The organism is Halorubrum sp. Boch-26, assembly GCF_029889805.1.
In the GTDB taxonomy this organism is placed as follows: Archaea; Halobacteriota; Halobacteria; order Halobacteriales; family Haloferacaceae; genus Halorubrum.
Map to the genome: position 1 here is coordinate 1 of NZ_JARANT010000064.1, position 15,877 is coordinate 15,877.

Genomic DNA, 15,877 nt, shown 5'->3' on the forward strand with positions numbered 1-15,877 from the left:
CCCGACGTGACGCCGCCGACGGCGGCCGGAATCGCCGACCTGAGGATCCCCTGATCGAACGAGACCGCGCCGACGATCACCCCGATCACGACCCAGACGGCGACGTTCGACGGGACGAAGAGCCGCGGATCGTCGGCGAGCGGATCCGGGAGGGCGGTCGTCATGTCTCGAGCGTCTCGGCGCGCGTGATTAAAACAGACGCCTACCGAATCACGAACGCCGGCTCCCCGATCCGCTCGCTTTTGCACTCCGGACACCGCGACGGCTCGTTGATCGGGTCGTCGAAGCCGTCGAAGCCGCAGTCGCGGCATTCGGGCGGCGCGACCAGAAGCTGTTCGTCGGCGCCGTCGTCGGCGACCGACCGCGAAACGTGCTCCAGGTGCTCGTACACGACCGGCGTCGGCAGCGACAGCGACTCACCGAGGTCGCTCGCGGTCGACGGCTCCTCGCGGAGGGTCGCGGCGATCTGTTGGCGCGTCGTCTCCATAGCGGGCGTTCGAGGGCGGGAGATAAAACGGCGACGGCGGAGCTCTTGCACCCGTCGCGTCCGCGCTCACGCTCCCGCACGTCTTCTCACTCCGCGGACCGCGGCGACAGCACTACCAGCGCGACGCTGTCCTCGCGCGCGGTCGGTTCGATCGCCGACTCCCCCTCGAACCGGAGGATCTCTCCGGCCTCGACTCGGCGGGGGTCGCCGTCGAGGGCGACGTCTATCGCGCCCTCCAGCACGTGGAACAGCACGGTCCGGTCCGGGTGCTCGTGTTCGGGCACGCGCTCGCCCGCCTCCAGCGACAGCCGGATACTCTTCGGCTCTCGCCCGGGGAACGCGTCCGCGTGGGGTTCGCCGTCCAACTCAGCGATCCGAACTCGGTCGGCCCGAGCGGCGTCGTCTCCCTCGGATTTCGGCAACTCGGCGACGAACCGAGAGGGTCCCGCCCGCTCTACCGCGTAGCCGTCCGCGTCGAACGCGGACACCTCGGCCGCCATCTCGTGGTACAGCGGTTTCGGGTCGTGGTCGTTGACGATCGTCAGCGTCTCGCCCGGCTCCAACGCCTCGAAGGCGCCGCGGATTCGGCCGTGTCGCTCGCTCGGGGGAAGTTCTCGCACGTCGAGTTCGGTCATACGCTTCGGATCCCGCGCGAGAGCTATGTGCGATGTCACGAACACGTTCGGCCAGCGGCGGCCACGCGATCGCGCTCGCTTTGCGGTCGCGCCGCTCACCTCGGAATCGATCCGGAGGCCGACCGCGCCGCCGCGCTCGAACGCGACGGCGGTCGCCCGGAGCGGTGTCGGTCGGGAGCGTCGCCGAGTCACAGACGGGTCGCGTCGGCAGCGGCGACCGCAACCGTGGCTCGTCACCGCGGGCCCAACTACGGAGAGCACCGCGCCGGTTCCGGATCGTTCAATGTCGACCGCCCGGAGGGATCCCCATGGGCACGTCACTGGAGCCGCGGGAAGAGCAGGTCGCGGAGGTCCTCGACCGGCTGTACGAGGAGTACCCGGACTCGACCATCTCGCTGAACTACTCGAACCGGCTGGAGCTGCTCATCGCCGTGATCCTCTCCGCGCAGTGTACCGACGAGCGCGTGAACGCTGTGTGCGCCGACCTCTTCGAGACGTACGAGACGCCCGAGGAGTACGCGAACGCGCCCCAAGAGGAGATGGCCGAGGCGATCGACTCGATCACCTACTACAACAACAAGGCGAAGTACATCCGCTCGGCGTGCGCGGACATCGCCGAGAAACACGACGGCGAGGTGCCCGACACGATGTCCGAGCTGACCGACCTGGCCGGGGTGGGCCGGAAGACCGCCAACGTCGTCCTCCAGCACGGCCACGACGTCGTCGAGGGGATCGTCGTCGACACCCACGTCCAGCGGCTCACCCGGCGGCTCGGTATCACCGAGGAGGAGCGCCCGGAGGCCATCGAGCGGGACCTCCTCGACGTCGTCCCCGAGAGCGACTGGCAGCAGTTCACGCACCTCATGATCGACCACGGGCGCGCCACCTGCACCGCGATCAACCCGGACTGCGCCGACTGCGTGCTCGCGGACGTCTGCCCCTCGGAGAAGGGCGACGGCGGCGTTGACTTAGCGAGCGGGGAGGCGTGGTGAGCGGGGAGGCGTGGTGAGCGGCGAGGCGTGGTGAGCGGCGAGGCGTGGTGAGCGGCGAGGCGTGGTGAGCGGGGAGAAACGGCGGGATCCGCCGGACCGTGCGATCGGCAGAGGACGGCGTCGCGTTCGGCTCGGCTATATAAAGACCCACCCGATCGGGGGACTCCGTCGATTTCTTCTATCCGAGAGGGAACTCGCTTCCGAGTTTATCCCCATGCCGGTCGTACTCGCAAGTGAGGAGAGACACAATGTCCACAAAAACCACGAACGAGTTCGGCGGGGAAGTCGGCGGGATCACGCTACTGGGGAAGGCGCACTCGCTGTCGGCGCTGTTCATCGTCATGCTCCGGGCGACGATCGGCGGGATGATCCTGTTCGCGGGGCTCGGAAAGGCGACCGGCGAGGCGTTCGACGCGAGCGGCTACCTCGTTCACGGCGTGGACGCGGCGAGTCCGGTCAGCGGACTGTACGCCGCGATGGGCTCGACGCCGTGGTTCGTCGAGTTCGCGAACGTCTTCGTGCCCGCGACGCAGCTGCTCATCGGGACGGCGCTCATCCTGGGCGCGTTCGTCCGGCTGGCCGCGCTCGGCGGCGCGATGCAGATGGCGCTGTTCTACCTCGGCGGGTGGAGCGGCGACGCGCTCGCGCTGTTCGACTCGACGCTGGTGTACGCGGTCGTGTTCCTCACGGTCGCGGCGTTCGGCGCGGGTCGGGTCCTCGGACTGGACGCCTACATCGAGAAGCTGGAGGTCGGCGGCGAGGCGCTGACCGAGAGGGTCCCGGCGCTGCGCTACGTCCTCGGCTGAACAGAGGCGACGCGGAGCGTATCGGGTGCGCAACGGCCCGCTGCCGGCTCGTTTTCGAGCGTCGACACCGCGTCCAGCGGACGCCGACCGCGTAATAGGTAGGACCTTACCTCGAGGGGCAGACGGTACGACGGAATGGCCCGTACTGACTCTCCTCGGACCGATCGGGACGCGGACATCGGTGACGTGCTGACCGAACTGGACGAACTCGAGGAGCTCGTCGACCGAGAGGAGGAGTTACGACAGGTTCACGAGACCATGCGAACCGCGCGGAAGGTCCGTCCCAAAGGCGTCATCGGCCGGTTTCAGACGCAGTTCGGTTCCCGTGACGCCGGCGAAGCGCTGGTGGGAAGTTTCGTCTTCGGGATGCCGATGGTCGTCGAGGACGGCGCGCTCGAGATCGGTCGCTTCATCGCCGAGCGTCCGCCGGCGCTCGTCTTCACGCTCCTGTTCGGCGTGGCAGTCGTCTTCGGAATACTGCGCGCCGGCGAATTCGAACGCGTCGTCGAAGACCGAATCTTCGGGGTCGTCCCCCTCCGCCCCGTCGCGATAGTCACCATCGCGGGGGGGTTGGCCGTCGCGCTGATGACCGGGTGGGGCCGGGTCTCATGGAGCGAGCCACTGGTCGCGGGCGGACAGACGCTCCTGATCGCCATCGTGATGAGCGTCGGTGCCTCTGTCGGTGACATCCTGCCCGAGAACTAACGGATCCCGTCGGCGAGACCCGTCGCGCGTGAAGTCGCGGCGGACGGTGCCGAACGCGGCGTTGGCCCACCCTCGATACGGTGTCGTCGGACCCGAGCACCCGCCGTGGTCGGCGCGCCGGTCCGGCCTGTGAGCGTGCCCGCGGTGCGGACTCACGGCACGGTCCGTGTCTGACGACGACACCGGCGCGTCGTTTCGGGTTCCAATTCATATAAGAACGCGGGGGCGGAACGGAGGGGTAATGGATCTCGGTTCGCGGGACGCGTTCGCCCGGATGGGAACGCTCGGCATCGAGGAGGAGTTCTACATCGTGGATGCCGACGGTCGCCCGACGTCCGGAACCGACGACCTCGTCTACGGTCGGGACCCGCCGAGCGCGGTGCCCGAGGGGTTCGATCACGAGCTGTTCCAGTGCACCATCGAGGCGCAGACGGAGCTGATCGAGGACCCCGCCGACGCCGAGGACGCCCTCGCGACGGTGCGAGAAGCGCTCGTCGAACACGCCGCCGCTGACGGCTACCGGATCGCCGCCGCGGGGCTCCACCCGGCGGCGAAGTGGCGCGAGCTGGACCACGTCGAGAAGCCGCGGTATAAATCGCAGCTCGACCGAATTCAGTATCCGCAACACCGCAACGTCACGGCCGGCCTCCACGTCCACGTCGGCGTCGACGACGCGGACAAGGCCGTGTGGATCGCCAATCGGCTCCGGTGGCACTGCCCGGTCCTGCTCGCCTTGTCCGCGAACTCCCCGTTCTGGAACGGCTTCGACACCGGGCTCGCGTCGGCCCGCGCGAAGGTCTTCGAGAACCTCCCGAACACGGGGATCCCCTCCGCGTTCGACGACTTCGACGCCTTCCAGCGCTACGAGCGCCGGATGGTCGAACAGGGCTCCATCGCCGACCGCGGCGAGCTCTGGTTCGACGTCCGCCCGCACACCGGCCACGGCACGGTCGAGGTGCGCGCGCCCGACGCCCAGCGCGACCCCGCGGTCACCCTCGCCTTCGTCGAGTACGTCCACGCGCTCGTTGCCGACTACGCGGCGCGCTACGAAGACGGCGAGTCCGCGCCGCCGCTCCGCCGCGAACTGCTGGACGAGAACAAGTGGCGCGCGATCCGGCACGGCCACGACGCGTCGTTCGTCGCCCGGAGCGGCGAGGAGACGCTCTCGCTCGGCGAGGTCGTCGACCGCGAGTGCGACCGGCTCGGGATCGACGGAATCCGCGCGGTGTACGACGCCGAGAGCGGCTCCGAGCGTCAGCGGCGGCTCCGCGAGGAGTCCGGGCTCGACGCGCTGTGTGCAGATCTGATCCTAGCGCCGTAGCGGGCAGGAGCGAGGACGGCCGACCGGCCGGACCCGCCCGAAGCGCCGCCTCCGGATCGCGGCCCGAGTTCCGTCGGAACAGAAGCGACGAGAAACGCTTTTGGGCGCGCGGACCTCAGACTCGGACATGACGAGCGACGAGTTCGACGACGACCCCGTGGCCGATTCCGACGACGGCGTCGCCCTCGGAGCGGCGGAGGGAGGAGACGAGTCGCCGACCGAGCGGACCCGCGAGGAGCTCCGCAAGACGAAAGCGCGGCTCGGCGAGGGCGCCGACAAGGCGGTCAAGGGGTTCGACGACAACGTCGTCGACCTGCTGGCGTGGCTCCTCGACACCGAGACTCGCGCCCGGATCTACGTCTACCTGCGCGACAACCCGAACAGCACGAGCGACGAGGTCGCCGACGGCACCGGGCTCTACCCGAGCACGGTCCGCGAGGCGCTCGCGGAGCTCCACGACGAGGAGACGGTCGAGCGCGACAAGCGCGAGGCGAGCGGCGCCGGCAACAACCCCTACGAGTACGAGGCGATCGCGCCGAGCGAGCTGGTCCGAGGCGTCGTCGGCGACGTCCAGCGCGAGCTGAACGCCGTCTTCAACCTCGACCGCCGGCTCGGCGGCGAGTCCCCCGCCGGCGACGCGGAGCCGGTTCAGATCTCCGTCGGCGACGCCGAGAGCGAGGACGCCGAGAGCGGGGACGGCGATGGGACCGACGAGAGCGATACCGAGGACCGATAGCGCCGACCCGGCGCACGACGGGCGCGGCCGGCTCTCGGCGTCAGCGGGTCCGGCGGGCGGGCGGTTCCGGCTTCGGGACAATTTAAGTTCCGCCCGCGCAACCGATGGACATGAACGTCGCGCTTGGTGGCACGTTCGACCCCGTTCACGACGGCCACCGGAAGCTGTTCGAACGGGCGTTCGAGTTGGGGGACGTCACCGTCGGCCTCACGTCCGACGAGCTCGCGCCGGAGACCCGACACGTCGAGCGCTACGTCCGCCCGTACGACCGTCGCAAGCGCGATCTGGAGGTCGAGCTGGAGCCACGGGCCGAGGAGCACGACCGCGAGTTCGCGGTCCGCGAGCTCACCGAACCGACCGGCATCGCCGTCGAGCCCGAGTTCGACGCCCTCATCGTTTCACCCGAGACGAAGGCGGGCGGCGAACGGATCAACGATATTCGCCGCGAGCACGGCCACGATCCCCTCGATCTGGTCGTCGTCGGCCACGTGACGGCCGAGGACGGCGAGCGCATCTCGTCGACGCGAATCGTCGCGGGCGAGATCGACGAGCACGGAAACCTCACGCCCGGCCGCGAAGGTCGCGGCGCGACTCGCCCGGAATGACGGCGGACGACGACCCCGGGCGCCTCGTCCGCGTCGCCCTCGGAGAGACGGGGTTCGAGCGCGCGGCCGTCTGGAGCGCGGTCGGCTTCGCTGTCTCGTACGTCGCCTTCGACGCGGCCGCGCTCGTCGGGGCGATCGCGGGGGTGACTCCCGCCGCCTCCGCGGGATCGATCCCGCCCTCCGGCGTCGGCGCGCCGGTCGCCGCGGTCCTCGCGGTGCTAACCGCCGTCGGCACGGTCGCGTTCGCCGCGGTCGGCGCCGGCGCGCTCCCCGCGGTCCTGCTCGCGTACGGTCCCCTCGCGGCCGCGCTCCTGCGGGCGATCGGGCCGACACCGTACGCGATCGACCTCACCGGGCCGCGCTCCTTCGCGGTCACGGTCGCCGAACCGCTCGGGGTCGCCCTCGCGGCCGCGGTCGCGGTCGGACTCGCAGGCTACGCGATCGGTGGGGTCGTGGGCGACGGCGACGGGGGGGAAAGCGAGCCCGCCGCTGCCGCCTCGACCGCGGATGGAACCGCGGATCCGAGCGACTAACGCGAACCGCGGATGCGAGCGGCCGATTCAGACCGTCACTCCCCGTCGAGCGTGCCGTTGAGCACCTTCGCCGCGACGAGGATCGGGTCCCACACAGGGCTGAAGGGCGGCGCGTACGCCAGGTCGAGCCGCTCGACCTCCGGGACGGTCATGTCCGCCTCCAGCGCGGTCGCGAGCGTGTCGATCCGGATCGCGGCGCGGTCTGGCCCGACGACGGTCCCTCCGATCAGGCGCCCGGAGTCGCGGTCGGCGACGAGCGTCACGTCGGTCGGCGCCGCGCCCGGGTAGTAGCCAGATCGGGAGCCGGCGGTCACCGTCTCGCTGACCGGGTCGAAGCCGGCATCGCGGGCCGCCTCGTCCTCGACGAGACCGACGCGGCCGGCCTCCATCTCGAACGCCTTCACGGCCGCGGTGCCCGCGATGTCGCCCACGGGGGAGGGGTCGCCCGCGACGGTGGCGCCGATCGCCCGCCCGGCGCGGTTCGCGGTGAGACCGAGCGGCATCCACGCCGGCTCGCCGGTCACGGCGTGTCTCGCGGTCGCGCAGTCGCCGGCGGCGTACACGTCCGGAAGGTTCGTCCGGCCGTGGTCGTCGGTCGCGATCGCGCCGCCCTCGCCGAGCTCGACGCCGGTCCCGTCGAGGAGCTCCGTGTTCGGACGGATTCCGACGCCGACGATCGCCATGTCGACGGGGAGCGTCTCGGAGCCGTCCGCGCCGCCGAAGGCGATCCCCCTCAGCCGACCGTCGCCGACCAGCTCCTCGACGGGAGCGTTCGTGTGGACCGTCACGCCATTCGCCTCCAACTCGGTCGCGACGCGCTCGCCGACCGCCTCGCCGAAGTCCGAGAGGAGGTGCGCGGAGCGGTGGAACAGGTGGACGTCGAGCCCGCGCCCGACGAGCGCCTCGGCCATCTCGACGCCGACGTAGCCGCCGCCGACGATCGCCGCCGTCTCGGGGGCCGGCATGGCGGCGTTGCGATCGACGCGCTCGCGGTCGACCGCGCTCACGTCGGCGCGGTTCGGGTCGTACGCGTCGGGCTCGGCGATGTACGCGTCGATCGCGGCCGCGGCGTCCATATCGTGGAGAGTGAACGCGCCGTCGAGCCCGCGCACGTCGAACCGACCGGTCGTCGCGCGCCCGCCGGTCGCGACGAGGAGGTCGTCGTACGGCTGCGCGAACGAGTCGCCGTCGGCGGTCTCGACGGTGACGGTTGTTCCGTCCGGGTCGACCGCGACGACCTCGTGGCCGCGCCGGAGGTCGATCCCGCGCTCGTCGACCTCGCTCGGAGACAGCGAGAGGAGGTTCGACATGCGCTCGACGCGTCCCTCGATGAAGTACGGCATCCCGCAGTAGGCGTACGAGATCCATCGCCCCCTCTCGAAGACGACGACCTCGCGGTCGGGGGCCTCGCGACGGAATTTGCTGGCCGCGCTCAGTCCGGCGGCGTCGGCGCCGACCACGACGAACGGATCGCTCATGAACGCGACGACGGCGGGGTCGTATAAAAAGGCACGTCGCCGGTGCGGGGCGGACGCCCGGCCCGGAGTCGCTGTTTATCTACCGTCGGCGGCGTCCGAGTCGGCCAGCCGCGACAGCGTCTCGCGGGCGTTCTCGACGGCCGCCTCCTGCTTCGCCGGGTACGCCTCCACCTTCGCGCGGACGGTGATTCCGGGGCCGAGACGGACCTCGCCGCGGAACGCGGCCTGCTTGTCGACGCGGAGGAACAGCGCGCAGTTGTCGTCGACCCGCTGGTCGAGCTCGTCGATCACGCGGTCGACGTCGTCGAGGTCGGCGAGGGCGTCGAGCACGTGGCGCATCCCGTCGGCGTTCTCGATCCGCGCGGAGAGGACGACGATCCGGTCGCCGTGGTGTCCGACGTTCTCGACGCGGTCGATCTCGGCGTCCTCGGGCAGGAATCTGCGGAGGGCGTCTTCGACCCGCTTCTCGTCTTCGGTGGCGTACGAGAACGCCCGAAGGTCGACGTAGTGGAAGGGGACTTTGGCCATGCGGGTCGGGAAAAGGGTCGGTTACTCCTCGCTCTCGACGGCGTCGAGCGCGTCCTCGGGGACGCCCGTCTCCTGGCCGTCCTCGAAGCTGACCGTGTAGGTCGCGTCGCCGAACATCGTCTCCATCACCTGCGTGATCGTGCCCGCCTCGCCGTCGTACTCGCTGTGCTTGTCGTGGAGCACGACCTCGTCTTCCTTCTCGAAGCTCATGGCGTTTCGTTCCGGTGGGACGCTTAAAAGCGCGCGGATCCGGAGCGCTGGACCGCCCCCGGGTCGGGGCGACGGACCGCCCCCGGATCGGGGCGACGGATTGCTCTCGGGTCGGGGCGACGGACCGGATCCGCGCGTCGCACCGCCGACGGTCACGCGGCCGCGAGCAGCACGGCCGCGATCGACACCGTCAGGACGACGCCGACCGCGATCGAGACGATCACGCTGTCGATCGCGAACGCGATCGCGACGCCGGCGGCGACGGCGAGAAAGCCGAGGACGGCCCCCGGCAGTCCGCCCCGCTCAACGAGGCCGGCGATCGCGTTCGCGACGCGCTGCCGAGTCGGGGGGTCCGGCGGCCGCTCCGGCGGCTTCGTGAACGTCTCGTCGACGGCGACCTCGTCGGGGGCGGTGTCCGGCGGCGGATCGAGCCTGACATCGACGTACCGAGCGTTCGAACCGTAGCCGGTGACGACCTTCAGCTTCCCCGTGATCGGCGCGTCGACATCGTCGGCGGTGACGTGAACCCGTCTGGTCGACTCGTCGTCGACGAAGTGGTTCGTCTCGGCGATCGAGAGGGCCCGATCGAGTTCGTCGTCGAAGTGCAGGTGGACGTGCGTCGACCGACCGCGGTTCTCGAGGGCGATCGAGAAGGGACCGGTCGCCTCGAACCGGTCCGGAGCCCGGATCGAGTGAACGGCGTCCCCGTTCAGTTCGACGGAGAGTGTCGGCACATGCGGGTCGACGAACTCACACTAAAAAAAGATGCAGTACGATTCGGATTACGCCGTCGCCTCCTCCCGCATGTCCGGCGGGAGTAGGTTCGGGATCCCGTCCTCGATGGGGTACGTCTCTCCGCACTCGGCGCAGGTGAGCGTGCCGGCGAGGATCTCCTCCTCGTCCCGGTCGTCGACGTCGAGTTCGAGGTCGGCCTTGTCGAGCGGGCAGCAGACGACGTCCATCAGGGACTCTTTCATGCCTCGCAGTTCGCGCGCGCCGGTAAAAAAGCGTGCGGGTCCGGTACGTCGAAGCGATCGCGGCCGGCGTCTCACCATGAGGGCCCGACCGCCGATGGCAACGACTTTGCCGGTCCGTCACGCCCGGCGAGACATGGGGATCCCGTCGGAACGGATCGAGCGCCTGTCGACGCTCGCCCGCGAGGCGGTCGTCGACGGCGAGTACGACCGCTCTCGGGAGTACGTCGCGCTCGCGCGCCGGATCGCGGAGCGGAACCGCTGCGGCCTCCCGCCCGAGTTCTCACGGCGGACCTGCGACGACTGCGACGTGTACCTCCGACCGGGAAAGACGAGTCGCGTCCGGCTCAGACCGGGGCGCGTCGTCGTGCGCTGCCGCGAGTGCGGGTCGACCGCGCGATACCCGTTCGACTGACTCGGGGCCACAACGCTTTATCAGTCGCCGACGAGAGGGGGTCGGTATGGACTACCGACGGCTCGGCAACACGGGACTCAGCGTCTCGGAGCTCTGCTTCGGGACGTGGCGGTTCGGGCGGGAGACGAACGGCGTCGTCGAGACGGGCCGCGAGGAGGCCCCCGAGCTGCTCGACGCGGCCGCGGACCACGGGATCAACTTCATCGACACCGCCAACGTGTACGGCAGCCCGAACGGGACGAGCGAGGAGTACGTCGGCGAGTGGCTCGCGGAGCGCGACCGCGAGGACTACGTGGTCGCCTCGAAGGTGTACTTCCCGTTCGACGGGCGCGGCGAGCCCGGCCCCAACGACTCCGGGCTCGGGCGCAAGCACGTTCGCGCGCAGGTCGAGGGGACCCTCGACCGGCTCGACACCGACTACCTCGACATCTACTACATCCATCGCTGGGACGAGGAGACCCCCATCGAGGAGACGATGCGCGTCCTCGACGAGCTCGTCTCGGAGGGGAAAGTGCACTACCTCGGCGCGTCGACGATGGCGGCGTGGCAGCTGACGAAGGCGCTGTGGACCGCCGACGCCAACGACTACGCCCGGTTCGACGTGGTCCAGCCGCTCCACCACGCGGGCTACTACGAGGACGTGAGCGAGTACCTCGACGTCTGCATCGACCAAGATCTCGCCGCCTGTCCGTACTCACCGCTCGCGGGCGGGTTCCTCACCGGGAAGTACGAGCGCGCCGACCCGGACGACCCCGAGAAGGTGATCGCGCCGGACGGCTCGCGGGCGAGCTTCGACGACCGGTTCGAGCGCTTCTACCTCTCCGAGCGCGGCTGGAGAGTGCTCGACGCGGTGCGGGAAGTCGCCGACGAGCTCGACGCGACGCCCGCACAGGTCGCGCTCGCGTGGCTCACCGCGTGGGACGAGTTCACCTGCGTCCCTATCGTCGGCGCGCGGACGACCGACCAGCTGGCCGAGAACGTCGCCGCGACCGACCGAGAGCTCTCGGACGAGCAGTGGGACCGGATCATGGACGCGCGGTACGCCCCGGACGGGACGCTCTGGGGGCACTAAGCGGGCGGGTGCGGTGCGGGTGCGACGGGCACCGCGCGCCGCGAACGCCCCGCGCTACTCCTCGAAGTCGGGTAGATCGTCGGGCGCCTCGAAGTCGGCCTCCCAGTCGATGTACTCCTCCTTGAGCGTCTCGCAGACGATCTGGCCGAGCTCCGTGAGCCCCGCGTTGATCGCGGAGACGGTCCCCCACGAGTCGAGGTCGGGGTGGAGGTCGCGCACCTTCCAGTCTTCCGGCAGCCCGGGCGCGTGGTAGCCGACGCGGTCGGCGAAGTCGTCCCAGAAGAAGTCGAACCGGGAGACGAGCCCGAGGTCGACGGCGATCTCCCAGTCGGCCTCGTCCATGTCGCTTCCGGCGGTCCACTCCGCGAACGCCTCCTCCCACGCTCCCTCCCGGAGGAGCGCCTCCAAGTCGTCGCGGCGGTACTCGCCGCCGGCGACCTCCGCGTCCTCGTACTCGTTGGGGTCCACGGCGGCGAGCTCGGGCGGCTCTGGCGGGTCGACGTCGAGGGTCATACCCCTCACTCCGCGCCGCCGCCCCAAAACGGTACGGGGGTCGGCCGGCGGTGCGGTGGCGGCGCGGTCGGCGCGGTCGGCGCGATCGGCACGATCGGCGCGGTCGGCGCGATCGGCGCGGTGCGGCGCGGTCGGCGCGGTGCGGCGCGGCGCGGCGCGGTGCGGCGCAGTGCGGTCGGCCCGAGCGAAGCGCGCGCCGCCGCGACTCCCGGCGCCGATCCGGTCCTTTTACCGCGATCCCGGACCGACCTGAGCGTATGGACTTCCGCGACGTCTCGCGCCGGGCGGGGATCGCCGCCGCCGTCGCCACCGTACTCGTGCTCGGGGCCCCGTACGCGCTCATCTCGGGGCCGGAGTACGCGTCACAGCTCGCCGACTACTACGCGTCCGGGGTCGTCGGCGCCGCCGGGATCGCGCTGTTCGCGCTGTTGAGCGCGGTCGTCGTCGCCTCGATCGAGCGGGGGAACCTCGACCCGGGGACGCTCGCCGGCGTCGCGGTCGTACTCGGGGTCGCGACCACGCTGAGCGCGGCGAGCTGGGCAACGGCGATCGATCCGAGCCCCGTGTTCCGCGACCACCTCTGGCTGGTGTGGCACGCGCGCGTCGTCGTCGCGCTGTCCGTCCCCGTGCCGCTCTCCGCCGCGGTGTACGCTCGGGCGCTGTTGTCGTAAGGAGGGAGCCGACGAACGAAAGGCCCTTATGCCGGACCCGAGTATCGTCAGACGGACTAGGTCGGGCGGTTAGGCCCCGCTCGTCACCCGTGAGGTAGTCTTTAGCGGGGACCGAACAGCGGGCGCGTCCGGTCTGACCGGCGCGGGCCCCGAGAGCCAACGTGGAAGCCTCGTCCGCCGGGGACAGCGGTCCGTGGCACCCGCTCGCAGGAGCGGTCCGTCGCGGTTCGTCGGCGACACCGGGTCAGGCGCGGAAGCGAGCAGCCCATCGCCGGACGCCCGTCGCTCGTCGGGGCGCGGGGTGGAGAAGGCAACCGGGATACCCCGTGCCGGAACGCCGGGCCACCCCGCCTGTCCGCCATTCATACGCGTTTTAAATCGGTGAGCGCGAGCTATACTCGATTGGCGACGGGGGCGCTCATATATAAATAATTGACAGCGGATCACCAGTGAAGACTTCCAAAGCCCCAGCCGCGACGACTCGCGCGGCTCGGTGCGCTCCTCGACCGCTCACTCCGTTCGCGGTCTGCGGTGCTTCCGTCGCCGTGCTTCGTCCTCGCGACTGCCCCTTTGAGTCCCGCCCTACCGCACAGCACCGCACCTCACGCCTCCCCAGCCTCGCGGTTCGCGCTCTCCGAGCGCTCACCGCGTCCCTCGCGCCGTCATCGCCGGCGGCGGAGCCGCCGGCTGCCAGAGGGACCTTCGGTCCCTCGCGGCTCGCGGCCTGGGGGGCCGCTCGCCGGGACGCGCCGGATCGGTTGGTGCGGTCTTCAGTCGTCCGCATTTATAAGCGCTACTCCGCCTCACCGCTGTCTTTCCACGCGGAGAAGCCGCCCTCGACGAGCGTCTCGGACTGCCGGTCGATGTACTCGCGTTGGGTGTCGTGGACCGCGGTCTCGAAGTCGTCGCCGGCGTCGAGGCGCGCGCGGACCCGGTCCTGCTTCCAGCTCGCGGGCGTCGTCCGGTTGGCGACGCGCCACCGGAGCGGCGCGAGCCACGAGGCCGCCTCCGCCTCGGGACAGCCGGCGGTCCGGAGCCCGGCCTCGGCGTGGTCGAGGAGGTCCGCGTACACGGCGTCGGTGTCGGTGGTGGTCTCGCCGTTGTGGCCGATCCACTCGATCTCGGCGTCGATCCCGTCGGCGACGGCGCCGTAGAAGTTCTCTCGGGCGGTCTCCCAGTCGAGCCGAATGACCGGGTGTTCGCGCTGCGGGAGCGCCTCCATCAGCCCGGCGAACGCCGCCTGAAAGGCGATCGAGTCGCGGACCGTGGGCTGGGCCGCGATGGGGCGGAACTCGATCCGGGCGTTCGCGCTCGACCGGCTCGCCCCCTCGAAGACCGGGCGGACCCACCGCCAGTAGCTGCCGTGTTTCGTCCGGAACGTCGCGAACGCGTCGTCGAAGCGGTCGGTCCCCTCGGGCTCCGGCATCGGGATGAGCGTCTCGTCGGCGACGATCCGGTCGATCGCGGTCTCGACGTCGTGGACGTCGCGCGGGAACCGCACCTTGTCGTCGTCGGTCAGCCCGTTGAGCACCGACTCGAACACGTGGATCCGGTTCTCCGTGGCCCCCTCGGCGAGGACGCGCTCGCCGTCCCAGCCGTCGTCGTACAGCTCCGGCGGGAAAAAGGGGGAGTTGGCGCCGAGCGCGAGCAGCGGGCCCGCGATGCGGAGCGCGTACCGGAAGTGCTGCGGGAGCGTTCGGGCCTGCGCGACCTGGTAGTGCGGCTGTATCGAGGTGATGAGGCTCTCCGGCATCACGGTGTCCGCCGCGAGCGACACCCCCGGCGCCTCGATGACCGTCCCGCGCCGTTCGTCCGCGCCGCCGTTCGCCATCGCGTGGTAGCGGACCGCGTCGCTCATGTTGACCGCGACGGTGACGCCGTCGACGGCGACGCTGTCCGTGAGGTAGCCGCGGGCCGTCTCGCCGGTCGGGGGGATGGTCCAGAGCCCGTCGGAGACGAGCCGCATCCCCTCGACGCCGGCGGTGTTCTCCGCGGCCTCCAGCCGCGCCCGCACCTCCTCGAGCTGCGCCCGGAGCCCGTGGTCGGAGAGCGGCTGCGGGCTCGTGGACATCTCGGCGTTGTGGAGGCCGAGCTCCTTCTCGAAGCCCATCAGCCCCAAGAGGCGTCGCGGAACGCGCATCAGGGCGTACTCGCCCGCCCGCGACTCCTCGCTCCAGCGCCCGTCGGCGACCGCGTAGAACTCGTACTCGAAGCCGACGATCGACTGCTGATTATCGAAGGAGCCGTCGCGGAGCTCCTGTTTGACGATCTCCGCCTCTTCTCGGGCACGCGCAGCAAACTCGTCGGGGTCGACAGCGAGCGCCTCGCGGACGCCGTCTGCGAGGGCGGACTCCGTGCTCATGCGACGGTCGACGTGTCGGCCTCGTAAAAAGGGCTGCGGCTGATCGGCGCGCTTTTGTCCGGCGATCGCCGACCCCGAACATGGAGTTCGCCACGTTCGCCGCGCGGGCCGACCGGCTCGCGGCCGAGCCCGGCGACATCGGGACGACGCTCGCGGTCGCCGACTTGCTCGACGACGCCGACGACCTCGCGACGGTCACCCGCTTTCTGCTCGGACGCGTCTTCCCGGCGCACGACACCCGGACGCTCGATATCGGCCCGGCGCTGTGCCGAGAGGCCATCGCCCGCGCCGCGGGCCCGAACGTGACCGCCGCCGACGTCGAGGACCGGCTCGCGTCGGCGGGCGAGATCGGCGCGGTCGCCGCCGGCTTCGACTTCGGCGGCCAGCGCGGGCTCGCCGCCTTCGGCCGGGGGCGCGACGCGCTCACCGTCGCCGAGCTGGACGCGGCGCTGCGGGAGCTGGCGGCCGCCTCTGGCGACGGCAGCGAGTCGCGCAAGCTCGACACGCTGTTCGGCCTGTTCAACCGGTGTGACCCCGCCGAGGCGAAGTTCCTCGCGCGACTGGTGCTCGGTGAGATGCGGATCGGCGTCGGCGAGGGGACCGTCCGCGACGCGGTCGCCGAGGCGTTCCTCGCGGCGCCAGCGCTCGACGGCGACGACGGGGATCCGCCCCCGGAGTCGGCCGAGAGCGGCGACGAGGAGCCCGCACTCCGCGCCGGCGACGAGGCGGTCGCGGCGGTCGAGCGCGCGCTGCAGGTGACGAACGACTACGGGCGCGTCGCGACGCTCGCGCGCGACGAGGGGCTCGCCGGCCACCGCGCGGAGGGGCTCGGAG

The 15,877-nt window shown here is 70.9% G+C and carries 19 protein-coding genes, 1 other RNA gene and 1 pseudogene; 12 read left to right on the forward strand and 9 right to left on the reverse strand.

From position 1 onward, the window contains the following. Positions 1 to 202: 202 nt before the first annotated feature. Both OQF71_RS09985 and OQF71_RS09990 read right to left on the reverse strand, forming a co-directional pair. A complete protein-coding gene (locus OQF71_RS09985) occupies positions 203 to 487 on the reverse strand; it encodes a transcriptional regulator (protein WP_280587430.1) in 285 nt (94 codons plus the stop codon). 86 nt (positions 488 to 573) lie between these two features. Next, positions 574 to 1,122 (reverse strand): DUF2249 domain-containing protein, encoded by a 549-nt coding sequence (locus OQF71_RS09990; RefSeq protein ID WP_280587432.1) that lies wholly within the window; start codon positions 1,120 to 1,122, stop codon positions 574 to 576. A gap of 308 nt (positions 1,123 to 1,430) precedes the next feature. Between OQF71_RS09990 and nth the strand changes: the two genes are divergently transcribed. The 7 genes from nth to OQF71_RS10025 all read left to right on the forward strand — a co-directional run bounded on the left by nth (position 1,431) and on the right by OQF71_RS10025 (position 6,820). Then, positions 1,431 to 2,114 (forward strand): endonuclease III, encoded by a 684-nt coding sequence (gene nth, locus OQF71_RS09995; protein ID WP_280587434.1) that lies wholly within the window; start codon positions 1,431 to 1,433, stop codon positions 2,112 to 2,114. Between the two features lie 248 nt (positions 2,115 to 2,362). Further along, positions 2,363 to 2,920 (forward strand): DoxX family protein, encoded by a 558-nt coding sequence (locus tag OQF71_RS10000; RefSeq protein ID WP_280587436.1) that lies wholly within the window; start codon positions 2,363 to 2,365, stop codon positions 2,918 to 2,920. 135 nt (positions 2,921 to 3,055) lie between these two features. Further along, positions 3,056 to 3,625 carry a hypothetical protein gene (locus OQF71_RS10005; protein WP_280587437.1) on the forward strand — a complete coding sequence of 190 codons (570 nt, stop codon included), beginning with the start codon at positions 3,056 to 3,058 and terminating at the stop codon, positions 3,623 to 3,625. A gap of 241 nt (positions 3,626 to 3,866) precedes the next feature. Then, positions 3,867 to 4,946 (forward strand): glutamate--cysteine ligase, encoded by a 1,080-nt coding sequence (locus tag OQF71_RS10010; protein ID WP_280587439.1) that lies wholly within the window; start codon positions 3,867 to 3,869, stop codon positions 4,944 to 4,946. 127 nt (positions 4,947 to 5,073) lie between these two features. Further along, a complete protein-coding gene (locus OQF71_RS10015) occupies positions 5,074 to 5,682 on the forward strand; it encodes a winged helix-turn-helix domain-containing protein (protein WP_280587442.1) in 609 nt (202 codons plus the stop codon). A 110-nt stretch (positions 5,683 to 5,792) separates the two neighbouring features. Continuing rightward, complete coding sequence (locus OQF71_RS10020) at positions 5,793 to 6,287, forward strand: phosphopantetheine adenylyltransferase (RefSeq protein ID WP_280587444.1); 495 nt, start codon at positions 5,793 to 5,795, stop codon at positions 6,285 to 6,287. Next, a complete protein-coding gene (locus tag OQF71_RS10025; RefSeq protein ID WP_280587447.1) occupies positions 6,284 to 6,820 on the forward strand; it encodes a hypothetical protein in 537 nt (178 codons plus the stop codon). The genes OQF71_RS10020 and OQF71_RS10025 overlap by 4 nt, the downstream gene beginning before the upstream one ends. A gap of 35 nt (positions 6,821 to 6,855) precedes the next feature. Here the strand turns inward: OQF71_RS10025 and OQF71_RS10030 are convergent, their stop codons facing one another. From OQF71_RS10030 to OQF71_RS10050, 5 genes are all read right to left on the reverse strand, one after another. Then, a complete protein-coding gene (locus OQF71_RS10030; protein ID WP_280587449.1) occupies positions 6,856 to 8,298 on the reverse strand; it encodes an FAD-dependent oxidoreductase in 1,443 nt (480 codons plus the stop codon). A gap of 75 nt (positions 8,299 to 8,373) precedes the next feature. After that, the gene (locus OQF71_RS10035) at positions 8,374 to 8,826 is read right to left on the reverse strand and encodes an RNA-binding protein (RefSeq protein ID WP_280587451.1); all 453 of its coding nucleotides are present in this window, start codon (positions 8,824 to 8,826) and stop codon (positions 8,374 to 8,376) included. A gap of 21 nt (positions 8,827 to 8,847) precedes the next feature. Beyond that, positions 8,848 to 9,036 carry a DUF1918 domain-containing protein gene (locus OQF71_RS10040; RefSeq protein WP_280587452.1) on the reverse strand — a complete coding sequence of 63 codons (189 nt, stop codon included), beginning with the start codon at positions 9,034 to 9,036 and terminating at the stop codon, positions 8,848 to 8,850. A gap of 152 nt (positions 9,037 to 9,188) precedes the next feature. Continuing rightward, entirely contained in the window at positions 9,189 to 9,770 is a 582-nt protein-coding gene (locus OQF71_RS10045; protein ID WP_280587453.1) for a hypothetical protein, read from the reverse strand. A 48-nt stretch (positions 9,771 to 9,818) separates the two neighbouring features. Beyond that, the gene (locus OQF71_RS10050) at positions 9,819 to 10,013 is read right to left on the reverse strand and encodes a methytransferase partner Trm112 (protein WP_280587454.1); all 195 of its coding nucleotides are present in this window, start codon (positions 10,011 to 10,013) and stop codon (positions 9,819 to 9,821) included. A gap of 133 nt (positions 10,014 to 10,146) precedes the next feature. Here OQF71_RS10050 and OQF71_RS10055 point away from each other — a divergent pair, with 133 nt between their 5' ends. Together OQF71_RS10055 and OQF71_RS10060 are read left to right on the forward strand one after the other, a co-directional pair. Continuing rightward, positions 10,147 to 10,425, forward strand: a complete 279-nt coding sequence (locus OQF71_RS10055; protein ID WP_280587455.1) for a ribonuclease P protein component 4 — start codon at positions 10,147 to 10,149, stop codon at positions 10,423 to 10,425. Positions 10,426 to 10,471: 46 nt separating this feature from the next. Then, positions 10,472 to 11,497, forward strand: a complete 1,026-nt coding sequence (locus OQF71_RS10060; RefSeq protein ID WP_280587456.1) for an aldo/keto reductase — start codon at positions 10,472 to 10,474, stop codon at positions 11,495 to 11,497. Positions 11,498 to 11,551: 54 nt separating this feature from the next. Here the strand turns inward: OQF71_RS10060 and OQF71_RS10065 are convergent, their stop codons facing one another. Further along, the gene (locus OQF71_RS10065) at positions 11,552 to 12,010 is read right to left on the reverse strand and encodes a hypothetical protein (protein WP_280587457.1); all 459 of its coding nucleotides are present in this window, start codon (positions 12,008 to 12,010) and stop codon (positions 11,552 to 11,554) included. Positions 12,011 to 12,267: 257 nt separating this feature from the next. Between OQF71_RS10065 and OQF71_RS10070 the strand changes: the two genes are divergently transcribed. Then, on the forward strand, positions 12,268 to 12,681 hold the full coding sequence (locus tag OQF71_RS10070; protein ID WP_280587458.1) for a hypothetical protein: 414 nt from the start codon (positions 12,268 to 12,270) through the stop codon (positions 12,679 to 12,681). Between the two features lie 49 nt (positions 12,682 to 12,730). Then, an RNA gene (gene ffs / locus OQF71_RS10075) (signal recognition particle sRNA) lies at positions 12,731 to 13,042 on the forward strand. 432 nt (positions 13,043 to 13,474) lie between these two features. Here ffs and OQF71_RS10080 read toward each other — a convergent pair. Beyond that, a complete protein-coding gene (locus OQF71_RS10080; protein ID WP_280587459.1) occupies positions 13,475 to 15,043 on the reverse strand; it encodes a hypothetical protein in 1,569 nt (522 codons plus the stop codon). A gap of 80 nt (positions 15,044 to 15,123) precedes the next feature. On the opposite strand from OQF71_RS10080, the pseudogene OQF71_RS10085 reads away from it, so the two are divergent. After that, positions 15,124 to 15,877 (forward strand): annotated as a pseudogene (locus tag OQF71_RS10085) (DNA ligase); the annotation flags it as partial.

Coding starts and splice junctions, on each gene's coding strand:
- OQF71_RS10030 (WP_280587449.1), bottom strand. CDS start 8,298: ATGAGCGATCCGTTCGTCGTGGTCGGCGCCGACGCCGCCGGACTGAGC.
- OQF71_RS10035 (WP_280587451.1), bottom strand. CDS start 8,826: ATGGCCAAAGTCCCCTTCCACTACGTCGACCTTCGGGCGTTCTCGTAC.
- OQF71_RS10070 (WP_280587458.1), top strand. CDS start 12,268: ATGGACTTCCGCGACGTCTCGCGCCGGGCGGGGATCGCCGCCGCCGTC.
- OQF71_RS10005 (WP_280587437.1), top strand. CDS start 3,056: ATGGCCCGTACTGACTCTCCTCGGACCGATCGGGACGCGGACATCGGT.
- OQF71_RS10010 (WP_280587439.1), top strand. CDS start 3,867: ATGGATCTCGGTTCGCGGGACGCGTTCGCCCGGATGGGAACGCTCGGC.
- OQF71_RS09985 (WP_280587430.1), bottom strand. CDS start 487: ATGGAGACGACGCGCCAACAGATCGCCGCGACCCTCCGCGAGGAGCCG.
- OQF71_RS10050 (WP_280587454.1), bottom strand. CDS start 10,013: ATGAAAGAGTCCCTGATGGACGTCGTCTGCTGCCCGCTCGACAAGGCC.
- OQF71_RS10060 (WP_280587456.1), top strand. CDS start 10,472: ATGGACTACCGACGGCTCGGCAACACGGGACTCAGCGTCTCGGAGCTC.
- OQF71_RS10065 (WP_280587457.1), bottom strand. CDS start 12,010: ATGACCCTCGACGTCGACCCGCCAGAGCCGCCCGAGCTCGCCGCCGTG.
- nth (WP_280587434.1), top strand. CDS start 1,431: ATGGGCACGTCACTGGAGCCGCGGGAAGAGCAGGTCGCGGAGGTCCTC.
- OQF71_RS10040 (WP_280587452.1), bottom strand. CDS start 9,036: ATGAGCTTCGAGAAGGAAGACGAGGTCGTGCTCCACGACAAGCACAGC.
- OQF71_RS09990 (WP_280587432.1), bottom strand. CDS start 1,122: ATGACCGAACTCGACGTGCGAGAACTTCCCCCGAGCGAGCGACACGGC.
- OQF71_RS10055 (WP_280587455.1), top strand. CDS start 10,147: ATGGGGATCCCGTCGGAACGGATCGAGCGCCTGTCGACGCTCGCCCGC.
- OQF71_RS10025 (WP_280587447.1), top strand. CDS start 6,284: ATGACGGCGGACGACGACCCCGGGCGCCTCGTCCGCGTCGCCCTCGGA.
- OQF71_RS10020 (WP_280587444.1), top strand. CDS start 5,793: ATGAACGTCGCGCTTGGTGGCACGTTCGACCCCGTTCACGACGGCCAC.
- OQF71_RS10015 (WP_280587442.1), top strand. CDS start 5,074: ATGACGAGCGACGAGTTCGACGACGACCCCGTGGCCGATTCCGACGAC.
- OQF71_RS10080 (WP_280587459.1), bottom strand. CDS start 15,043: ATGAGCACGGAGTCCGCCCTCGCAGACGGCGTCCGCGAGGCGCTCGCT.
- OQF71_RS10000 (WP_280587436.1), top strand. CDS start 2,363: ATGTCCACAAAAACCACGAACGAGTTCGGCGGGGAAGTCGGCGGGATC.